This window comes from Flavobacterium branchiicola (genome assembly GCF_018383905.1).
GTDB lineage: Bacteria > Bacteroidota > Bacteroidia > Flavobacteriales > Flavobacteriaceae > Flavobacterium > Flavobacterium branchiicola.
The window spans coordinates 84,668-103,567 of the sequence record NZ_JAGYWA010000001.1; the positions used below are offsets into that span (position 1 = coordinate 84,668).

At 33.6% G+C, this 18,900-nt stretch carries 20 protein-coding genes; 6 read left to right on the top strand and 14 right to left on the bottom strand.

The genetic code is table 11. The features are described from left to right. Nucleotides 1-195 precede the first annotated feature (195 nt). A complete protein-coding gene (locus KHA98_RS00355) occupies nt 196-861 on the top strand; it encodes a ribonuclease HII (RefSeq protein WP_213254251.1) in 666 nt (221 codons plus the stop codon). A 49-nt stretch (nt 862-910) separates the two neighbouring features. Here the strand turns inward: KHA98_RS00355 and KHA98_RS00360 are convergent, their stop codons facing one another. From KHA98_RS00360 to KHA98_RS00380, 5 genes are all read right to left on the bottom strand, one after another. Next, nucleotides 911-1,762, bottom strand: a complete 852-nt coding sequence (locus KHA98_RS00360) for a nuclear transport factor 2 family protein (protein WP_213254253.1) — start codon at nt 1,760-1,762, stop codon at nt 911-913. 178 nt (nt 1,763-1,940) lie between these two features. Further along, on the bottom strand, nt 1,941-2,639 hold the full coding sequence (lipB, locus tag KHA98_RS00365) for a lipoyl(octanoyl) transferase LipB (RefSeq protein ID WP_213254255.1): 699 nt from the start codon (nt 2,637-2,639) through the stop codon (nt 1,941-1,943). A gap of 5 nt (nt 2,640-2,644) precedes the next feature. Continuing rightward, the gene (locus KHA98_RS00370) at nt 2,645-3,397 is read right to left on the bottom strand and encodes a hypothetical protein (protein WP_213254257.1); all 753 of its coding nucleotides are present in this window, start codon (nt 3,395-3,397) and stop codon (nt 2,645-2,647) included. A gap of 72 nt (nt 3,398-3,469) precedes the next feature. Continuing rightward, entirely contained in the window at nt 3,470-4,249 is a 780-nt protein-coding gene (locus tag KHA98_RS00375) for a hypothetical protein (protein ID WP_213254259.1), read from the bottom strand. Between the two features lie 29 nt (nt 4,250-4,278). After that, a complete protein-coding gene (locus KHA98_RS00380) occupies nt 4,279-5,004 on the bottom strand; it encodes a hypothetical protein (protein WP_213254261.1) in 726 nt (241 codons plus the stop codon). Between the two features lie 336 nt (nt 5,005-5,340). On the opposite strand from KHA98_RS00380, the gene lysS reads away from it, so the two are divergent. Next, nucleotides 5,341-7,041 (top strand): lysine--tRNA ligase, encoded by a 1,701-nt coding sequence (lysS, locus tag KHA98_RS00385; protein WP_213254263.1) that lies wholly within the window; start codon nt 5,341-5,343, stop codon nt 7,039-7,041. 471 nt (nt 7,042-7,512) lie between these two features. On the opposite strand, the gene KHA98_RS00390 is transcribed toward lysS, so the two are convergent. From KHA98_RS00390 to KHA98_RS00400, 3 genes are all read right to left on the bottom strand, one after another. Next, nucleotides 7,513-8,109 carry a hypothetical protein gene (locus KHA98_RS00390; RefSeq protein ID WP_213254265.1) on the bottom strand — a complete coding sequence of 199 codons (597 nt, stop codon included), beginning with the start codon at nt 8,107-8,109 and terminating at the stop codon, nt 7,513-7,515. A gap of 60 nt (nt 8,110-8,169) precedes the next feature. Then, on the bottom strand, nt 8,170-9,195 hold the full coding sequence (locus KHA98_RS00395; RefSeq protein WP_213254267.1) for a 2-hydroxyacid dehydrogenase: 1,026 nt from the start codon (nt 9,193-9,195) through the stop codon (nt 8,170-8,172). Between the two features lie 133 nt (nt 9,196-9,328). Then, nucleotides 9,329-10,798 (bottom strand): MFS transporter, encoded by a 1,470-nt coding sequence (locus KHA98_RS00400; protein ID WP_213254269.1) that lies wholly within the window; start codon nt 10,796-10,798, stop codon nt 9,329-9,331. 320 nt (nt 10,799-11,118) lie between these two features. Here KHA98_RS00400 and KHA98_RS00405 point away from each other — a divergent pair, with 320 nt between their 5' ends. Further along, a complete protein-coding gene (locus KHA98_RS00405; protein WP_213254271.1) occupies nt 11,119-11,559 on the top strand; it encodes a hypothetical protein in 441 nt (146 codons plus the stop codon). A 39-nt stretch (nt 11,560-11,598) separates the two neighbouring features. Here the strand turns inward: KHA98_RS00405 and hemL are convergent, their stop codons facing one another. Genes hemL through KHA98_RS00430 form a run of 5 tightly spaced genes read right to left on the bottom strand, consistent with a single transcriptional unit; the run spans nt 11,599 to nt 15,383 of the window. Next, nucleotides 11,599-12,885, bottom strand: a complete 1,287-nt coding sequence (hemL, locus tag KHA98_RS00410) for a glutamate-1-semialdehyde 2,1-aminomutase (RefSeq protein ID WP_213254273.1) — start codon at nt 12,883-12,885, stop codon at nt 11,599-11,601. Between the two features lie 34 nt (nt 12,886-12,919). Continuing rightward, nucleotides 12,920-13,171 carry a hypothetical protein gene (locus tag KHA98_RS00415; RefSeq protein WP_213254275.1) on the bottom strand — a complete coding sequence of 84 codons (252 nt, stop codon included), beginning with the start codon at nt 13,169-13,171 and terminating at the stop codon, nt 12,920-12,922. Between the two features lie 30 nt (nt 13,172-13,201). Then, nucleotides 13,202-14,101 (bottom strand): glucosaminidase domain-containing protein, encoded by a 900-nt coding sequence (locus KHA98_RS00420; RefSeq protein WP_213254277.1) that lies wholly within the window; start codon nt 14,099-14,101, stop codon nt 13,202-13,204. Further along, nucleotides 14,094-15,002, bottom strand: a complete 909-nt coding sequence (locus KHA98_RS00425; RefSeq protein WP_213254279.1) for a 1-aminocyclopropane-1-carboxylate deaminase/D-cysteine desulfhydrase — start codon at nt 15,000-15,002, stop codon at nt 14,094-14,096. The genes KHA98_RS00420 and KHA98_RS00425 overlap by 8 nt, the downstream gene beginning before the upstream one ends. A 39-nt stretch (nt 15,003-15,041) precedes the next feature. Next, a complete protein-coding gene (locus KHA98_RS00430) occupies nt 15,042-15,383 on the bottom strand; it encodes a hypothetical protein (RefSeq protein ID WP_213254281.1) in 342 nt (113 codons plus the stop codon). 116 nt (nt 15,384-15,499) lie between these two features. Between KHA98_RS00430 and KHA98_RS00435 the strand changes: the two genes are divergently transcribed. The 3 genes from KHA98_RS00435 to KHA98_RS00445 all read left to right on the top strand — a co-directional run bounded on the left by KHA98_RS00435 (nt 15,500) and on the right by KHA98_RS00445 (nt 18,672). Then, nucleotides 15,500-15,682, top strand: a complete 183-nt coding sequence (locus KHA98_RS00435; protein WP_213254283.1) for a DUF5522 domain-containing protein — start codon at nt 15,500-15,502, stop codon at nt 15,680-15,682. Between the two features lie 423 nt (nt 15,683-16,105). Further along, nucleotides 16,106-18,082 (top strand): urocanate hydratase, encoded by a 1,977-nt coding sequence (locus KHA98_RS00440; protein ID WP_213254285.1) that lies wholly within the window; start codon nt 16,106-16,108, stop codon nt 18,080-18,082. A 50-nt stretch (nt 18,083-18,132) separates the two neighbouring features. Beyond that, on the top strand, nt 18,133-18,672 hold the full coding sequence (locus KHA98_RS00445; RefSeq protein WP_213254287.1) for a DUF4136 domain-containing protein: 540 nt from the start codon (nt 18,133-18,135) through the stop codon (nt 18,670-18,672). Between the two features lie 26 nt (nt 18,673-18,698). Here the strand turns inward: KHA98_RS00445 and KHA98_RS00450 are convergent, their stop codons facing one another. Beyond that, a complete protein-coding gene (locus KHA98_RS00450) occupies nt 18,699-18,875 on the bottom strand; it encodes a hypothetical protein (protein ID WP_213254289.1) in 177 nt (58 codons plus the stop codon). Between the last annotated feature and the right edge of the window lie 25 nt (nt 18,876-18,900).

The window sequence follows — 18,900 nt, forward strand, 5'->3', positions numbered from 1 at the left end:
AAACCTAAACAGTTTCTCAGTATTTACGATAGTTTACAAACTAAAAATCATTTTAGATTATCACCAATTTTGCAGTATTTTTCACTTTTAGAAATCAATATTAAAAAATCAAAATACCTATCTTTCCTGCATTAGATCTTAACTAATGCTTTTTTGAAAAAAAAAACGTAATATTTGTCTTTTAAAACTTAAAAAATGCTCGAAAAGAATTACTCAGGATTTGTTTTGGAAACCGGAACAGATGAAGCCGGAAGAGGGTGCCTCGCCGGACCAGTTACTGCTGCAGCTATAATTCTGCCAGCCGATTTTGAGAATCAAACTTTAAACGATAGTAAACAGCTATCCGAAAAAACAAGAGCGCTTTTAAAACCCATTCTGGAGAAAGAGGCATTATGCTTTGCCGTTACCCATTTATTTCCTGAAGAAATCGATGAAATAAACATTCTTAATGCATCGATGAAAGGAATGCAGGAATGTATTCTGAAATTAAAACATACTCCTGAATATATTATAGTAGATGGAAACCGTGCTTTGAATGCTAAACTCGGTCTTAAAAATACTTTTGGCAAACAATTCTCAGCAACTGAAATTGAGCTTCTAAAATCGATTCCAAATCAAAGTATTATAAAAGGAGATGCCAAATATTTGAGTATTGCTGCGGCTTCTGTTTTGGCTAAAACCTATCGGGATGAATACATGGATCAGATTCATGAAGAGTTCCCAATGTACAACTGGAAACAAAATAAAGGTTACCCAACAAAAGAACATCGGGAAGCGATAAAAGAGTTCGGACCAACAAAATATCACAGAATGAGTTTCAGGCTTTTACCGGAACAACTCACTTTAGATTTCTTCGAATAAAAAAACGACCTGATAAAATCAGGTCGTTTTTTTATTCGCTTTTTACTTTTTACTTTTTACTTTTCAAAAATTCAGCAAACTGTTTAGTATCAAAATAAAATGGTCTAACGGCAGTAATTTTTCCATTCTTCAAATCAAAATGCTCTGATATGGGTACGGACATTGTTTTTCCGGACTTCTTAGCTTTACAGCTTATGGTGAAATAAATAATTACTTCATTTTTGGAAGCATCACTAAAATAGGTCGGTTCTTTTTCTATTTGCAAATCAAAAAACTCACCTGATTTTGTAAACATTTTAGTCCATTCACTAAAACCAACATATGTTCCGCCATAAGGCAAACCAATAGCCTGATTATAAACGGCACCATCTTCAATTAAAGTTGCCATCGTATTAAAATCTCTTGTTTTAAATAGACATTCATAATACTTTGCAACCACACTAAGATTCTCTGTTTCCAGATTTTTAAGAGTATCAGCCTCTGATAATGTTGCAGTAGTATCCCAAAAACTAATAATCTTACTAACTTGCCCTTTTCCGTTTAATCGGGCAAAGTCCCTGCCAGCCATTATTAACTTATTTTTTGAATCCAGAATTTTCCATTCCCAGGTTACATAATTATCTTTTACAATTTTAGCTCCTGATGTTAATACAGCATCCGGATTCTTTTTGTAAAACTCATTTATAACATTGTTAAAGGGAATAATTCCTTTTATAGAAGCCGAAGGATCTTCAAAAGTACTATCGTCTAACCAAATCGATTTAATCAATTTTAATCTGGCATCGCTATTTTTTTCCTGCCATACTTTCTCATATGCGGTAACAGGATATAATTTATCTTTCTTTTGAGCAAAAAGACCATTTAGCACGAAAAGGAAACAAACAAAGTAAATTTTTCTCATAAGCCGATAGATTTAGATTAATTGGAACTTTACAAAAAAGCTTCTACTCAAATTTAGCATAAATAGATGAGAAAATTACATTACTATTATAATTTATCGTCTGTTAAATTCTATAGGAATGAAAATAAAAAAACCGTTTCAAAAAATATCTGAAACGGTTTTTTATAGGAGAAAATCTTTAAACAAATTCTGCCTCAAACAAGTCTGCTAAATGTTTAATGATTTTAGATTTAACTTCTTCTTCATCTACTTCCTCAACGCCAAGTTCAACGTTTAAAGAGGTAACACCTTTTCCGCGAATTCCACACGGAATAATATTATCAAAATAACCTAAATCTGCATTTACATTTAATGCAAATCCGTGCATGGTTACCCAGCGTGATGCACGAACACCCATTGCGCATATTTTACGTGCAAATGGCGTTCCAACTCCTAACCAGACTCCGGTTTCCCCATCACTTCTGCCCGATTCCAGCCCGTATTCTGCCAAAGTTAGAATGATTGATTCTTCTAGAAAACGCAAATATTTATGAATATCGGTAAAGAAATTTTCCAGATCAAGAATCGGATAGCCAACAATTTGTCCAGGACCATGATATGTAATGTCGCCACCACGGTTTATTTTATAAAAAGTCGCTCCTTTGGCTTCGAGTTGTTTTTCGTTTAATAATAGATTTTCAAAATCACCGCTTTTTCCTAAGGTATAAACATGCGGATGCTCTACAAACAATAAATAATTTGGAGTTGGCAGATCTAATTCTTCTCTTCTGTTTTTTATTTTTAAATCGACAATAGCTTTAAAAAGTTCTTCCTGATATTCCCAGGTCGATTTGTAATCTCTGTTGCCCAGATCCTGAAGTTGGATTTTTTTATTCATTTTAATTATTTTTCAAACTCAACATCAAAGTTAAGTTTGTCAGGATTCTCCATATAATCCGTAAAAGTGTATTGAATTGTAATTGATTTTCGATCGTCACTAAACAGTGCATTCGGATTAGAGACTTTCTTTATCTTTTTTGGAAAGTGATATTTTAAAATATAATTCGATGAAGCAAAAATCATTTTAGACATATCAGCAGCAGAATCTTTAGCTTTAGCCGCTCGTTTTTGTTCATCAATTATTGCTTTTCTGGTAAATTTCTTTCCGTCGTAGGTATAACTTAATTTACTGCTATTATCTCCAAAACTACTTCCCATTGGGTTTGCACTTCCGGCACCTTCCAGTTTCTGAAGTGTCCCCATTGTTTGCAGAATATCCTGAAGCTCGTTTACATTTTTAAAATCTGTTGACACAGTCATTAAGAATTGTTTCTTAGTCGAACTCATTTTTGTAGCCACTACGTAGTTCTCCAGTTTTTTAAGCTCTTTTTGGGTTTCCGGCGAAAGCTTTGCAATACTATCTTTTTTCTCTTCAAATAATTGTTTGAATGTAAAAGTAGAATCGATGTCTTTTTTTGCATCGGCTCCCATTTGACTTCCAATCTGGTCTCCTGCCATTTCCATCAAAGCAGAACCATCCATATCTACAGAGAATTTACCTGAACCATTATCGTTAACATAAATATTTTCGGTAAAAGTGCAACTTGTTAATGTTGCCAATAAGAAAGAAAAAATCAGGAGTTTATATAATTTCATCGTCGTGTAATTTTTTATCAAATATACGAACTCTATTTCTAATTGTTTTATTCTCGATTTTATAGTCTGCTATTAATTTTCAAATAACACTTTGAATCCCAATTTTTCTTCGTCATCGGGAAAATCCTGCATTGGAATTTCCATAGTAAAACTTTTTCTGTCTTTTGCAATGACAGCGTTTTTCAATGAAACTGACTTTATTTTTTTCGGAAAATGATATTCTATTGAATATTTACATTCCTTAAAAATCTCATCCATTTTCTTTGAAAAATCATTATCGGGATTTTTTTCTTTTTTCTTTTTCTCTTTATTTCCTTTCTTATTCTCTTCAGGAATCAGAATTTTTTTCTCAAAAACCTTTCCGTCATAGCTATAAGAAAATCTTGTTTTTTTCTTCTCTTCTTCAGGAACAGCATTTAGCGCACCTAATTGTTTACCCGGTCCAAGTTTTGGCATTGCTTCAAGACCTTCTAAAGGTGAAATCATGTTTTTAAGACTATCTATTGACGGGAAATTATATTCCATGTCCATTTTTAGCTGTTTTTCTTCCTCGTTTGCTTTAACAATTACTTTAAAATTCTCAAGCATTTTTATCTTTTCTCTGTCTGCCTCCGGTAATTTGGCAATACTATCTTTTAGCTTTGCAAAGACTTCTTTAAAAGTAAAAACAGTATCTATTGGCTGTTGTTTTTTTACCGAGTCAATACTTTTTAAACCCATTTTAAATATTCCGCCCAAATCAAATCCGTATGCAAAACTTCCGGAACCATCTTCATTTATCACCATTTTCTCTTTCATAACACAGCTGGAAACCGTCAAAACAACAACTAAACAAACTAAAATTTTCTTCATTCTTTTCTTTAAATATTTATATTAATGGATTATTCTAAAATCACTTCAAGATTTGTACTTTCAGGATTTCGCAAGAAAGCGGAAAGCTGAAATTCTATCGTTAACGATTTTTTATCCGAACTGACAATTGCCTTTTCGTTTGAAAATGATTTTATTTTTTGTGGAAAATGATATTTTAAAACATAGGATTGTATTAAAGGCATCGAACCGAATTTCGCTTCAAATTTTCCACACTCAACTTTAGCTTTTTCTAATTCTTCAGTATTTATAATGGATACTGTACGTTTAAAAACTTTCTCTTTTAAAGAATATCCAATTCGGTAATAATGATTTTCTGCTGTTAAAGCATAATTATGCTGAATGTCTGAGGCATAATTTTCGGTTTTGTATAAATCGGGAATTTCGGAAACTTTATCAAAGTGTAGTGAAAATACATTTTTGTATTCTTTTTCGAAAGAGCTTTTTTTGAGTTGCACTTTTACATTGGCATATTTTTGAAATAGTTGTCGCTCTTCGGGCGTATATTTTAAAAATGTCTCATTGTATTTATTAATGTATTCTTTAAAAATATAAGTAGTATCCTGAAATACATTCTCTTTAGAATATTCTTCACCCGCAATTTGCATATAACTGTTTTCATCTCTAAGCTGAACAACTTCTATATCGCCGCTTCCGTCTGGATTGATAATAATTGTTTCTGTAATCTGACAACTTGCAAAAGAAATTAGGAATAGAAAGGCGGATAAATATTTCATTTATTTTAAAGATACTAAGGTTTTGAGTGGCTAAGATACTAAGATTCTTAGTTGATTTCTTACAGAATCTATTTATTTAAAAATCATAAAAACACTCCAACCCAAACTTCTTATAAAAAACAAAACTTCTAAACTAGCCCCGATAGAAGCGGTATCCTTTTTCTTGCTTCTTTAGCAAGGAAAAGATAAAGCGGATAGCGGGACAAAACGTTCCTGAAAAAACTCTTTTTGTGCTCCTAATAAAAAACATTACTCTTTTCTAAAACTTTAGACTTTATGACTTTGCAACTTTGCGACTTAAAAACTATCTTTGCACACGTAAAAAAATAGCACAAAATGGCATTATCAGAACAAGAAATCATTAGAAGAGAAAAACTTCAAAACTTACGCAACTTAGGAATCAATCCTTATCCGGCTAATCTTTTTCCTGTAAATCATACTTCGAAGCAGATAAAGGAAACGTTTGAAGAGGGTAAGAAGGTGATCGTTGCTGGACGTTTGATGAGTGTTCGTGATCAAGGTAAAGCTTGTTTTGCTGAGTTGCAAGATAGCGAAGGACGTATTCAATTGTACGTGAATCGCGATGTTTTGTGTGAAGGTGACGATAAAACTTTGTACAATCAAGTATTTAAAAAATTAACCGATTTAGGTGATTTTATTGGTGTTGAAGGTGAATTGTTTACAACACAAGTTGGTGCACAATGTGTTCGCGTTAGCGGCCTTACTTTCTTAAGTAAAACATTACGCCCACTTCCTCTACCTAGAGTAGATACAGACGGAAATGTACATGATGCTTTTAAAGATGCTGAATTACGCTACAGAATGCGTTATGTAGATTTAACTGTAAACCCACAGGTTAAAGAAACTTTTATTAAACGTACCAAGTTATTTACTGCAATGCGTGGTTATTTTAACGATGCAGGATATTTAGAAGTAGATACTCCGGTTTTACAGTCAATTCCTGGTGGTGCTTCGGCGAGACCTTTTATTACGCATCATAATTCGCTTGACATTCCGCTTTACATGCGTATTGCGAACGAATTGTATTTGAAAAGATTAATTGTTGGTGGATTTGAAGGTGTTTATGAGTTTTCCAGAAACTTCCGTAACGAAGGTATGGACAGAACGCATAATCCTGAGTTTACTGCAATGGAAATATATGTAGCTTACAAAGACTACAACTGGATGATGGAATTTGCTGAAGGTTTACTTGAGCATTGTGCAATTGCTGTAAATGGAACTAGTGAAGTTACTTTTGGTGAACACAAAATCAATTTTAAAGCGCCTTATGCTCGTGTGACAATGACAGATTCTATCAAACATTTTACTGGTTTTGATATTTCTGGAAAAACAGAACAGGAATTGTTTGAAGCTGCTCGTGGAATGGGAATTGAGGTTGACAACACAATGGGTAAAGGAAAATTGATTGATGAAATTTTTGGAGCAAAATGCGAAGGAAATTATATTCAGCCAACTTTTATTACTGATTATCCAAAAGAAATGTCTCCGCTTTGTAAAGAGCACCGCGATAATCCAGACTTGACGGAACGCTTTGAATTAATGGTTTGCGGTAAAGAAATCGCAAATGCTTATTCTGAATTAAACGACCCGATTGATCAAAGAGAACGTTTTGAAGATCAAATGCGTTTGGCCGCAAAAGGTGATGATGAAGCAAACGGAATTATCGACGAGGATTTCTTAAGAGCTCTTGAGTACGGTATGCCCCCAACTTCTGGAATGGGAATTGGAATGGATCGTTTGATTATGTATTTAACAAATAATGCTTCTATTCAGGAAGTTTTATTGTTCCCACAAATGCGTCCTGAGAAAAAACAAACAGTTGAACTTTCTGATGAAGAGAAATTTATCGTTGATTTATTGAAAGGAAACGAAAACAGAATGGATCTAACGCAATTAAAAATTACGGCTAATTTAAGCGGTAAAAAATGGGATGCATCTATGAAGAATTTATCTAAACATGGTTTGACAAAAGTTGTTGTAGATGGTGAATTTAAATTTGTGGAACTAGCTGAGTAAATTTCAATCCTAAAATTCCAAATTCCAATTGGACCTATAATATTTCAAACCCGACAGGTTTTAAAAACCTGTCGGGTTTTTTTATTTACATTTTATATGTTCAATCTAATCAACGACTAATCTAACCGGAACCCCACAACCAGACTGGACTGAAGTCCAGCCCTACAATATGGTTTGTTTCTTCGGAACTAGAAAAAAGTTTTAGCTTATCGGTTTTTTGTTGGGAATAGAAATAGATTCAATTTTAATTATTCTAAACTGGACTGAAGTCCAGCTCTACAATATGGTTTGTTCCTTCGGAACTAGAAGAGAGCTTTAGCTCGATACATATTGTAGAGCTGGACTTCAGTCCAGTTCAAATAAAGAATTATAATTAAACAAAGCAAAACTGCATTTATTTCAAACAAAAACCTGACAAGTTTTACCCCAAAACTTGGGAACCGTCAGGTTTATTGTTTATGAAGTTATTCTCTAAAATGAATACTTCTCATATTTTTTATCCAAAATATTCAAAACCTTTGTACTTTCTTTTGGAATTGTTTCTTTATAAACTTCCTGCACAGAAGGATTTGAGGGATATTTTCCATTCTTCATTTTTAGATAATGCAATTTACCACCGCTTTCAAATAGCAAATCATAAAAATTTTCGGTTGAAGTAGTTGTTACATAAATTGGAAAATCGGTTACTGTAAAATGATTAATCACACTTCCGTCATTATTTAAAATATAACCTGAACAGCCTCCGCTTCCGCAGAAATAGGAATTAGAGAAACCAACAAAGTATTCGTTTTTCTTGTCATTGTTTAAATCAAATTCTTCGTAGTAAAATAAGCGTTCATCTTTTGTCAATGCCGGAAGATCTTTTTTCAGCAAAACATTTAATTGTTTACGAATTAGCTCCACTGCTTTGTCGTCTCTGGGCGGAGCTTCACTTAAATTTGCTGTTCCTCCAAGAGTTTTGGATAATGTATCCTGAACAATAGTTTTAATGATATTTTTTTTCTCATTCTTATTTTGACAGGAATACAAAGCCAAAACTCCAATTAGTATTAAAATTTTATTTTTCATAATCTTATATTTTAAATTCTTCTTTAAGTCTAAAACTGACAGTTTTGTAAATAAGGCATTTTAAACCAACAACGCTGCCTTGTTTTCAATATCGTTGTTATCTAGTAATGATTTGATATTATTAAAAGTAACCAAAGCAATCTGCGTTAAAGCTTCATTGGTAAAAAAGGCCTGATGTGCTGTTACCAAAACATTCGGAAAACTCATTAAACGCTGAATGGCATCATCCTGAATAATATCTGCAGAAAGATCTCTAAAAAACAGTTTTTCTTCCTGTTCGTAAACATCGATTCCTAAATAACCAATTTTACCTTCCTTCAAACCTTCAATAACTGATGATGTTTCGATTAATCCGCCGCGACTTGTATTGATAATCATCACATTGTCTTTCATAAAAGAAAGCGATGTTTTATTAACTACATGTTTCGTCTGTTCGTTTAATGGACAATGAAGCGAAATAATATCACTCGATTTGAAAATTTCTTCTAAGCCTACAAATGAAACTCCATCTTTTACCATTTCTTCATTCTCAACAATATCATAAGCTAGGACCTTACATCCAAAACCTGAAGCAATTTTAGCGAACGCTTTCCCTATATTTCCTGTTCCAATAATTCCGATAGTTTTTCCGAATAAATCAAAACCTAATAATCCATTTAATGAAAAATTCTGCTCGCGAACTCTGTTATATGCTTTATGTGTTTTTCGGTTTAAGGTTAAAATCATTGCCATTGCATGTTCTGCAACTGCCTCTGGTGAATAAGCCGGAACGCGACATACTTTAATATTATATTTCTTTGCTGCTTCTAAATCAACATTATTGAAGCCTGCACAACGCAAAGCAATAATCTTCACGTTTCTTTCTGCTAATTGCTCAATTACTGTTTCATTCACAATATCATTTACGAAGACACAAACTATCGAAGCATTTTCAATTAAAATTACAGTTTGCGGATTAAGTTGCGTTTCGAAGAAATCCAATTCAAAACCAAAATCTGCATTGTATTTATTAAAGAATGATTTATCATAAGGTTGCGTAGAAAAAAAAGCAATTTTATTGTTTTCTGAAATAGAATTAAGGCTCATAATGTATCTGTTTTTAAATTTTAATTTGTCTCTAATTTGTATGCAATTTTGACATTAACCAAATTACATTAAAATCGACACTCAGACAAGAAACTATAAGCTTTCTACTCAACTATTTTTTCTTAATATGCCTTTACTTTCGATCGATATCTTTAGCCATTTCCGGCAATTTTTCTTTTGTCATTTTTACAATAACACGATGCATCCATATTAAACAAGTTAATGATAAAGCCAGAATAAATAACCATGAACTTGTCCAGAATCCGGTAAGTGTTAGTAAATATCCAAAAATAATAGGGCCAAAAAAGCCTCCCAAACCTCCGAGTAAACCAACCATTCCACCAATAACACCTACTTCATTTGGAAAATAATCCGGAATATGTTTAAACACCGCAGCGGAGCCAATTCCCCATGAAATCCCAATTAAAATAACCAATACCAAATAAATCCACATATTGGCCTCAAAATGAATTTGTGTGATTCCTTCTGCCAGCAGTTCTTTTTTCTGTACTTTTTGGTTTTCTGCAACTACAACTTCCTGCCATGTTTTTTTGGAAGGGAAGAATTTAGAATGCTCGTGACTTTCATCCTTTTTACTGATTTTATATTCTTTATCATCAATTGTAATCTTTTCCGGAGAAACCGACGTAACCGTTCCTGCGTTACTGGCTAAAAGCCCGCTACCCGATGTGGTAATATCCATTTTTGGAAATAACAATAAAAAGCTTAAAACAACCGAAGAACTTAAAACCCAATACATAACCTTTCTTGCCCCAAATTTATCCGATAGAAACCCTCCAAAGGCACGAACAACACCAGCAGGCAAACTGAAACACGAAGTGAAAATTCCGCCCAGAATTAATGAAGTGTGGTAAACATTCATAAAATTAGGAAGTAACCATTGCGAAAAAGTCACAAATGAACCAAATACCAGAAAATAATACGTTCCAAAACGCCAGACACGAACACTTTTTAAAGGTTGCAATAGCTGTTTTACCGTTTTGGACTGAGCATCGACTTTCTTATTCTTTGCAAAAATTATAAATATGATACCAACAAATAATAAAGCTGAACCATAAATAACAGGAATCCATTTCCAACCGTTAACAGGATCACTTTCTGAAAATTTACTTAAGAGAGATGGTGCCAAAAAAGGCGTTATAGAAGCTCCTGCCGTTCCCATTCCGAAAATTCCTAATGCTCTTCCCTGCCATTCTTTAGGATACCAGACAGAAGTCGAAGCTACGCCCACAGCAAAACTCGTTCCTACCATTCCGAACAAAAAACTTAAAATGGCAAACATCGTAAAAGAAGTCGCAAAGGGCAATAAAAATAAAGGAATCGAAGCCAGAATTAATAACGCTGAATGCACAATTTTACCACCAAATTTATCAGTCAGGATTCCCATTGGCAATCGCATAATAGATCCCGTAAGGACTGGAATTCCTAAAAGCCAGCCAATTTGTACTACACTCCAGTTAAAAATTCCTTTATCAACAAGGAAAGTAACCAGTACTCCGTTAAGAGTCCAACAGGCGAAACAAATTGCAAATGCTAAAGTGTTTAAAAAAAGAATACGATGAGATTGGGAAAGATCTGCCATAGAATATTGTATTAAATTGTTTTTGGAAAATTTATTACTGCGTATGGGGAAATCGAAAAAATGGTCTCTTGATTTTGACAAAAAACAATCTTTCTTTAAAATTAAAAAAAAATATCTAAAATAAAATACTTACAGTATTTTATTTCGCGTTATAATAATCTTAGAGAAAGAATATCAGATTAAAAATCAACTATTGGTCTATTCTCAACTAAAGACATTGTTTATCAATATGTTAAATAAAATATAATTTTAAAAATCAGATTAAACTTATTTCAGCTTACCCAGTCTAAAAGCTATAACCTTAAAAAAAGAAGTAAATCATGAAAAAATTATTTATGGCAGTTTTGTTATTCATTGGAGTAGCAAATTTTGCACAAGACGCCACTCAAAAACCAACTGGAGATCAAAAAGAAAGATTAACTCCGGAGCAACGTAACGAAAAACATCTGAAAAAATTAACAACTGAGTTAAATTTAGATGCCAACCAACAAGCACAGGTTAAACAACTTTTGGCTGACAGAAGTGCTAAAGCAGAAAAATTTAAAGAAGCACGTAAAGACAAAAAAGACAGTGGAGTAAAACCAACCGCAGCCGAAAAAGAGGCCTTTAAAAAAGAAGTAATGGCTGAAAGAGATGCCAATGATGCTAAAATGAAATCAATTCTGAATGCTGACCAATACACAAAATGGAAAAAAATTCAGGAAGAGAACAAAGACAAAGCAAAAGAAAAAATGAAAGAATACAGAAAAGAAAACAAATAATACCAATAAAAAAGGAGGCTTAGCGCCTCCTTTTTTTATTTAAAATGTTTTTGAAACTTTATCAATCGCATTAATTGTGAAATCTAAATCTTCATACGTCAATGCATCTGTAATAAACCAGGTTTCATAAGCTGAAGGTGCAATATAAACACCTTCCTGAAGCAATCCGTGGAAAAACTTCTTAAACGTTTCGTTATCTCCTTTTGCTGCCGTTTGAAAATCGGTAACAGGATTTGCATCAAAATGCACCGAAATCATAGAACCTACTCTATTGATGGTAAAAACAACATTATTTGCTTTTAAAACCCTGTCTATTCCAGCTTCTAAATAAGCTGTTTTTTCTTCTAAGCGGGTAAAAATTGCTCTGTCATTATCTAAAGATTGCAACATTGCCAATCCCGCAGCCATTGCTAACGGATTTCCAGACAATGTCCCAGCCTGATAAACAGGCCCAAGAGGTGCCAAATAATTCATAATTTCTTCACGCGCTGCAAAAGCACCAACCGGAAGTCCTCCTCCAATTACTTTTCCGAAAGTTACAATATCTGCATCCACATTAAATAATTCCTGAACTCCACCACGAGCCAAACGGAAACCTGTCATAACCTCATCAAAGATTAATAAAATACCGTTTGCTGTACACAAATCTCTTAAACCTTGCAAAAATCCTTCATGAGGCGGAATACAGCCCATGTTTCCTGCAACTGGTTCAATAATAATTGCTGCAATTTCGTTTTTATTAACTTCAACCAAAGTTTTCACATTCTCTAAGTCATTGTATTTTGCCAATAAAGTATCTTTTGCTGTTCCTTCTGTAACACCAGGACTGTTTGGTGAACCAAAAGTTACGGCTCCACTTCCTGCCTGAATCAAAAATGAATCAGAATGTCCGTGATAGCAACCTGCAAATTTTACAATTTTATCTCTCTTTGTAAATCCGCGAGCCAAACGAATCGCGCTCATACAAGCTTCTGTACCTGAATTTACAAAACGGATTTTATCAATATTCGGAACCATAGAAACAGCCAAAGCAGCGATTTCAGTTTCCAGTTCTGTTGGCATACCAAATGAAGTTCCCAATTTTGCTTTTTCAATCACAGCATCAACAACCGGCTGATAAGCGTGACCTAAAACCATTGGTCCCCAAGAGTTGATATAGTCGATTAATTTATTCCCATCTTCATCAAATAAATAAGCACCTTTGGCACTTTTTACAAAAATTGGCGTTCCACCAACTGCTTTAAATGCTCTAACTGGTGAATTTACGCCTCCCGGAATTACTTTTTCTGCTTCAGCAAAAAGCTGACTACTTCTTTTATATAACATCTTTATTTTAGATTTTTGAGTTCAGATTTTAGATTTATCTACTTAATCCTTTATCTGTTATAAACTCATTGAAATATTTTTGTTCTAATTGTTCTTCTTTTGAAAGCTCTTCTATTTTTCTGTCCGACATTCCTATTGGTGAATAAAAAGTCCATTTCCAGACCGGTCTGTATTTTATAAAAAAATATTTTTCTGCAAATTCATCGTGATGATAAACCCCACAAAAAAGTCTAATTGTAATGACTATTGCAAAAGCAAAAACTCCAATTGTAATTTTCTTTTTCATTAACAATTTACAATTAACAACTCACAATTATTACTTCACCTTCAATCTCTGTCCAATTGAAATGGCATTATCAGTTAAATTATTCTTCTGTTTCAAATCATCAACCAATACATTGAATTTCTTTGAAATAGAATATAATGTATCTCCTTTTTGAACTTCATACAAATTCGGATCGTTTGAATTTGAATTTGTCTTCGGATAAGACGTTGCTACCGATGATGAACTCTTTGTTGGAGCTGTTTTATTAATTGGCGTATAATTTTTCCCTGTAATCTGACAATCGTATTGATGTAGATTATAACGCTCGATATAACTTATTAATTTATCCGGATAATTAGGATCTGTAGCATAACCACAAGCTCTTAATCCTTTTGCCCAGGCTTTATAATCATCTTTTTCGTAAGTAAATAAAGAAGCATATCTGTTTTTTCCAACCAAAAACAAAGCGTGATCGCGATAAGATTCTGAAGCTTCGGGATATTTTCTAAAACACTCCTGAGCCGAATCATCGTCATGACGTACGCTTTCTCCGAGCCAGTCTTTATGACATTTTATTCCGAAATGATTATTGGCTTCAACCGCCAAATCTCCTCTTCCTGCACCCGATTCCAAAATTCCCTGAGCCAGAATAATACTTGCAGGAATACCATATTTCTGCATATTTCCCATTGCAATATCTTTAAACTGCAAAATATAATTATTAACTAAATCGCTGGTAACAACTGTTTTTGAAGTAGACTGAATAACCTCAGTTGTATTATTTGTAGAAGGGTAATTTTTTCCGATGGGTTTAACAGGATTACTCCTTTTTGTCGAAGCTGTTCTGGCCTGAACTGCTGCCGCTTTTTTAGTCGTCGCTATAGCAGGCTTACTTGAGGAGCAACTTGCTAAAGCTAATATTACGACAAGTAATACAATTTTTTTAATCATTGGTTTTGAGTATTGGTAATTTTTTCTGCATCAATTTTATGTTCATTCCTTCAATTCCCTGTAATCCGCCGGTATGAATGAGTAAAATTTTTGAATACGCAGGAAAATATTTTTTGCCGATTAAATCTATAACGCCAAAAACCATCTTTCCTGTATAAATTGGATCTAAGGGTACTTTATTCTCTTCAAAAAAAGCATTAATAAATTCGATTAAATCTAAATTTATCTTGCCATAGCCTCCAAAATGATAGTCAGAAATTAAATTCCAGTTATCTTTTCTTGCAAAAATACGAATTTCATCCTTTAAAAAGTCACCTTTTAAAGCCGGAAATCCTAAAATTTTCTGATTTGGCGCTGCACTATTTATTAATCCGGAGATTGTTCCGCCCGTTCCGACTGCACAACAGACATAATCAAAAACCGAATCTTCTGCTGTTAAAATCTCTTCGCAGCCCTTTACTGCCAATTCATTTGTTCCGCCTTCGGGTACTAAATAAAAATCACCCCATTTATTTTTCAGCTTTTCAATAAAAAAATCCTCACTTTTTAAACGATATTCTTCTCTCGAAACAAATTCAAATTTCATTCCGTTTTCCTGAGCAAATTTCAGCGTTGGATTCTCTGCAATTTTATTCGAAAGTTCATCTCCGCGAATGATTCCGATGGTCTTAAAACCATGTTCTTTTCCTGCAAATGCCACAGCTGCAATATGATTCGAAAATGCTCCGCCAAATGTTAGTAACGTAGTTTTATTTTCGGATTTCGCCTGAAGTAAATTATATTTTAACTTTCTGAATTTATTACCGGAAACAAACGGATGAATTAAATCTTCCCGCTTAATTGCCAAAGAAATAGCATTCGGGAAATCGATATTAATGGGCTGATTGAAAACTGGTTTCATTGATTTAAGTTTGAAAGTCGAAAGTGACAATAAATATCTTTAAAATTTATTGCTATTAAGATATTGCAAAAACTGAAAAAAAGATCGGTTTTTTAGATAATTTAAATTGGTTTCGTTGGCATAAGCTTCTCTTTCAAAGCTAATATTCCGATAGGCCAAATCCTTGTTTTTATACTGAATTAAACGAAGTAAAAACTCTGCAAAATACAAGACAAAAAACGGAATTACTAAAAGTTCTAATTGTTGTCTTAAATGTATTTTTTCATGGTTTACAAACGTTCCATTCGTTTTATCAAAACCATATTTCATAACAACAAACGGAAACACAGCCATTCCCCTATATCCTTTCGGAATTAAATATTTAGCAACAATCAGAAACATTGGCTGTAAAATTTATAAATTTGTAGCTATAAAATTGTTTCATTTCAACAAAATCATAATCAAATATTTTTATTTTTGATTTTAGGTCTAATTGAAACTGAATCGTAAGCAGATTTATGAAAGAGCAAAGTAATGAAAATAAATTAATCGAAGGTGAAGATTTTTACTATACACCGGAAGGTTATAAATGCTTTACCGAAAAACACCATCTAAAACGTGGTTATTGCTGTAAAAGCGGCTGTCGTCATTGCCCATACGGATTTGATAAAAGAACAGGTGAAATCAGGAAGAAAAGTTAATTAGATAATTTGGCAATATGTCAATTAGGTAATTTAAAAATCAATAGTCTAAAATTATAAATATTATATGGATATCCATTCACAAAAATTCAGGATTAAAATCCACAAATCCTATCACAGGTCGGATATCCGTTATCCCTAGTTTTTTTTTAATTAGAAAATGTGACAATTAAAATAAATTCCAAATTTTAAATTCCAAATTCCAATTGAAATAAACAATTTAAATACATTACTTAATTGAAGTTTTTGAATTGATGGCTGTCGCCGTCTATACAAATTTTTCATTTTTTATCATCAGTCACATTTGAGCCCCAGCAGGGCGATTATAATTTAAAAAGAAGAAAAAAACATTAGCTAATTTCTTTACATTAAGTACAAAACCTTAGTACCTTAGAATCTTAGCACCTTAGCACCTTAAAAAAAATGACTTTCAAAGAACAAATACAACAAGGAATCCCTTCAATACTACCTCCAAAAAGAGAATACGATTTAGCCATTAATCATGCGCCAAAGCGAAAAGAAATTCTTTCGGCAGAAGAAAAAAAACTGGCTTTAAAAAACGCATTACGTTATTTTGAAGCTAAACATCACGCCGAATTAATTCAGGAATTCTCTGAAGAATTAGAAACTTACGGACGTATTTATATGTATCGTCTTCGTCCGGATTACAGAATGTATGCACGTCCAATTGACGAATATCCGGGAAAATCATTGCAGGCAAAAGCCATTATGCACATGATTCAGAATAATCTGGATTATGCTGTAGCACAACACCCGCATGAGTTGATTACTTATGGCGGAAACGGAGCTGTTTTCCAGAACTGGGCGCAATATTTACTGACGATGCAGTATTTATCTGAAATGACAGATGAGCAGACTTTAACAATGTATTCTGGACACCCGATGGGATTATTTCCATCGCATACTGAAGCACCAAGAGTTGTGGTAACAAACGGAATGGTAATCCCGAATTACTCTAAACCGGACGATTGGGAAAAAATGAATGCTTTAGGCGTTTCGCAATACGGACAAATGACTGCAGGAAGTTATATGTACATTGGCCCACAAGGAATTGTACATGGAACAACAATTACAGTTTTGAATGGTTTTAGAAAAATAAAACAAAATCCTGAAGGTAATTTATTTGTTACTTCCGGATTGGGCGGAATGTCGGGCGCACAGCCTAAAGCAGGAAATATTGCGGGCTGTATCACGGTTTGTGCCGAAGTTAATCCGAAAATCACTAAAATTCGTCACGAGCAAGGATGGATTAATGAAGTAGTTACTTCTACAGATGAATTGGTTGCCAGAGTAGCTTTAGCGAAAGCCAATAAAGAAACCGTTTCTATTGCTTACTTAGGAAATGTTGTAGATGTTTGGGAACGTTTTGATCAGGAAAACATCAAAATTGATTTAGGATCGGATCAAACTTCATTACATAATCCTTGGGCGGGAGGTTATTATCCGGTTGGAATTTCCTTTGAAGAAGCAAATGAAATGATGGCTAATAATCCCGAATTATTCAAAGAAAAAGTTCAGGAAACTTTACGTCGTCACGCCGCTGCAATTAATAAACACACTGCAAAAGGAACTTACTTTTTTGATTACGGAAATGCTTTTTTACTTGAAGCTTCACGTGCCGGAGCAGATGTAATGGCCGAAAATAATATCGATTTTAGATATCCGAGTTACGTTCAGGATATTATGGGACCAATGTGTTTTGATTACGGATTTGGGCCTTTTAGATGGGTTTGTACCTCCGGAAAACCAGAAGATTTGCAAAAAACAGATGCTATTGCAAGTCAGGTTTTGGAAGAAATGGCAAAAACAGCTCCAAATGAAATTCAGCAACAAATGCAGGATAACATCAAATGGATCAAAGGTGCACAGGAAAATAAATTGGTTGTAGGTTCTCAGGCTCGTATTTTATATGCAGATGCAGAAGGACGTATTAAAATTGCAGAAGCTTTTAATCAGGCAATTGCAAAAGGCGAAATTGGAGCAGTTGTTTTAGGACGCGATCATCATGATGTTTCAGGAACAGATTCTCCTTACAGAGAAACTTCAAACATCTACGACGGTTCTCGTTTTACAGCCGATATGGCGATTCAAAACGTGATTGGAGACAGCTTTAGAGGCGCAACATGGGTTTCGATTCATAATGGCGGCGGAGTTGGCTGGGGAGAGGTTATAAACGGCGGATTTGGTATGGTTCTTGATGGTTCTAAAGAGGCTTCAAAACGTTTAGCATCAATGCTTTTCTGGGATGTTAACAACGGAATTTCAAGAAGAAGCTGGGCTAGAAATGACGAAGCTATTTTTGCTATAAAAAGAGCTATGGAAGTTCAGCCTTTACTAAAAGTAACTTTGCCTAATATAGTCGACGAAACTCTATTTTAGTCTAAAGATTTCTTATTTAATTAAAAATGAGAACATTAAATTTTAAATATATGAAAACATTCAAATTAGTACCCGTTTTTCTGCTTTTACTTCTTGTAGCGTCATGCGATACCATCAGTGTTTATTCTGATTATGACAAAAACGTAAATTTTGCACCTTATAAAACTTATGCCTTTTTTAAGCCGGGGATTGATAAGGTTGAGATTTCTGATTTGGATAAAAGACGTATTCTTCGTGCCATAGACGATCAAATGGCAGCTAAAGGATTTACTAAAAGCGAGAATCCTGATTTATTGGTAAATATTTTTACAAAATCAAGAGAGCAAATAGATGTAAACCAATTTAACGCCGGTTGGGGTTATGGATGGGGATATGGATGGAATCCTTACATGATGTACGGAGGAACAACTACTGTTTCCAGCTCTACTGAAGGAACTTTGTATATTGATTTAATTGATGCTAAAAAGAAAGAAATGATCTGGCAAGGTGAAGGTGTTGGTACTTTGACCAAAAACGTTGATAAAAAAGACGAAAAAATAGCCGAATTTGTGGGCAAAATTTTAGCTCAATATCCTCCGGTAAAAAAATAATTAATTACATTTGTTGTTCAAATAAGTTAAAAATGACAAACTTTAGTAACATTATTATCGCTATTATCAGCATTATTGCAATTCAGCAATAATGGCGAGGTGTTATATAAATAAGTAAAATATAATTTATAAAGACCTCCCAATTGGGAGGTCTTTTTATTTAAATCGCCACGAATTACACGAATTGGCACTAATTTAGTCATACTAAATAAAAATAATTCGTGTTCA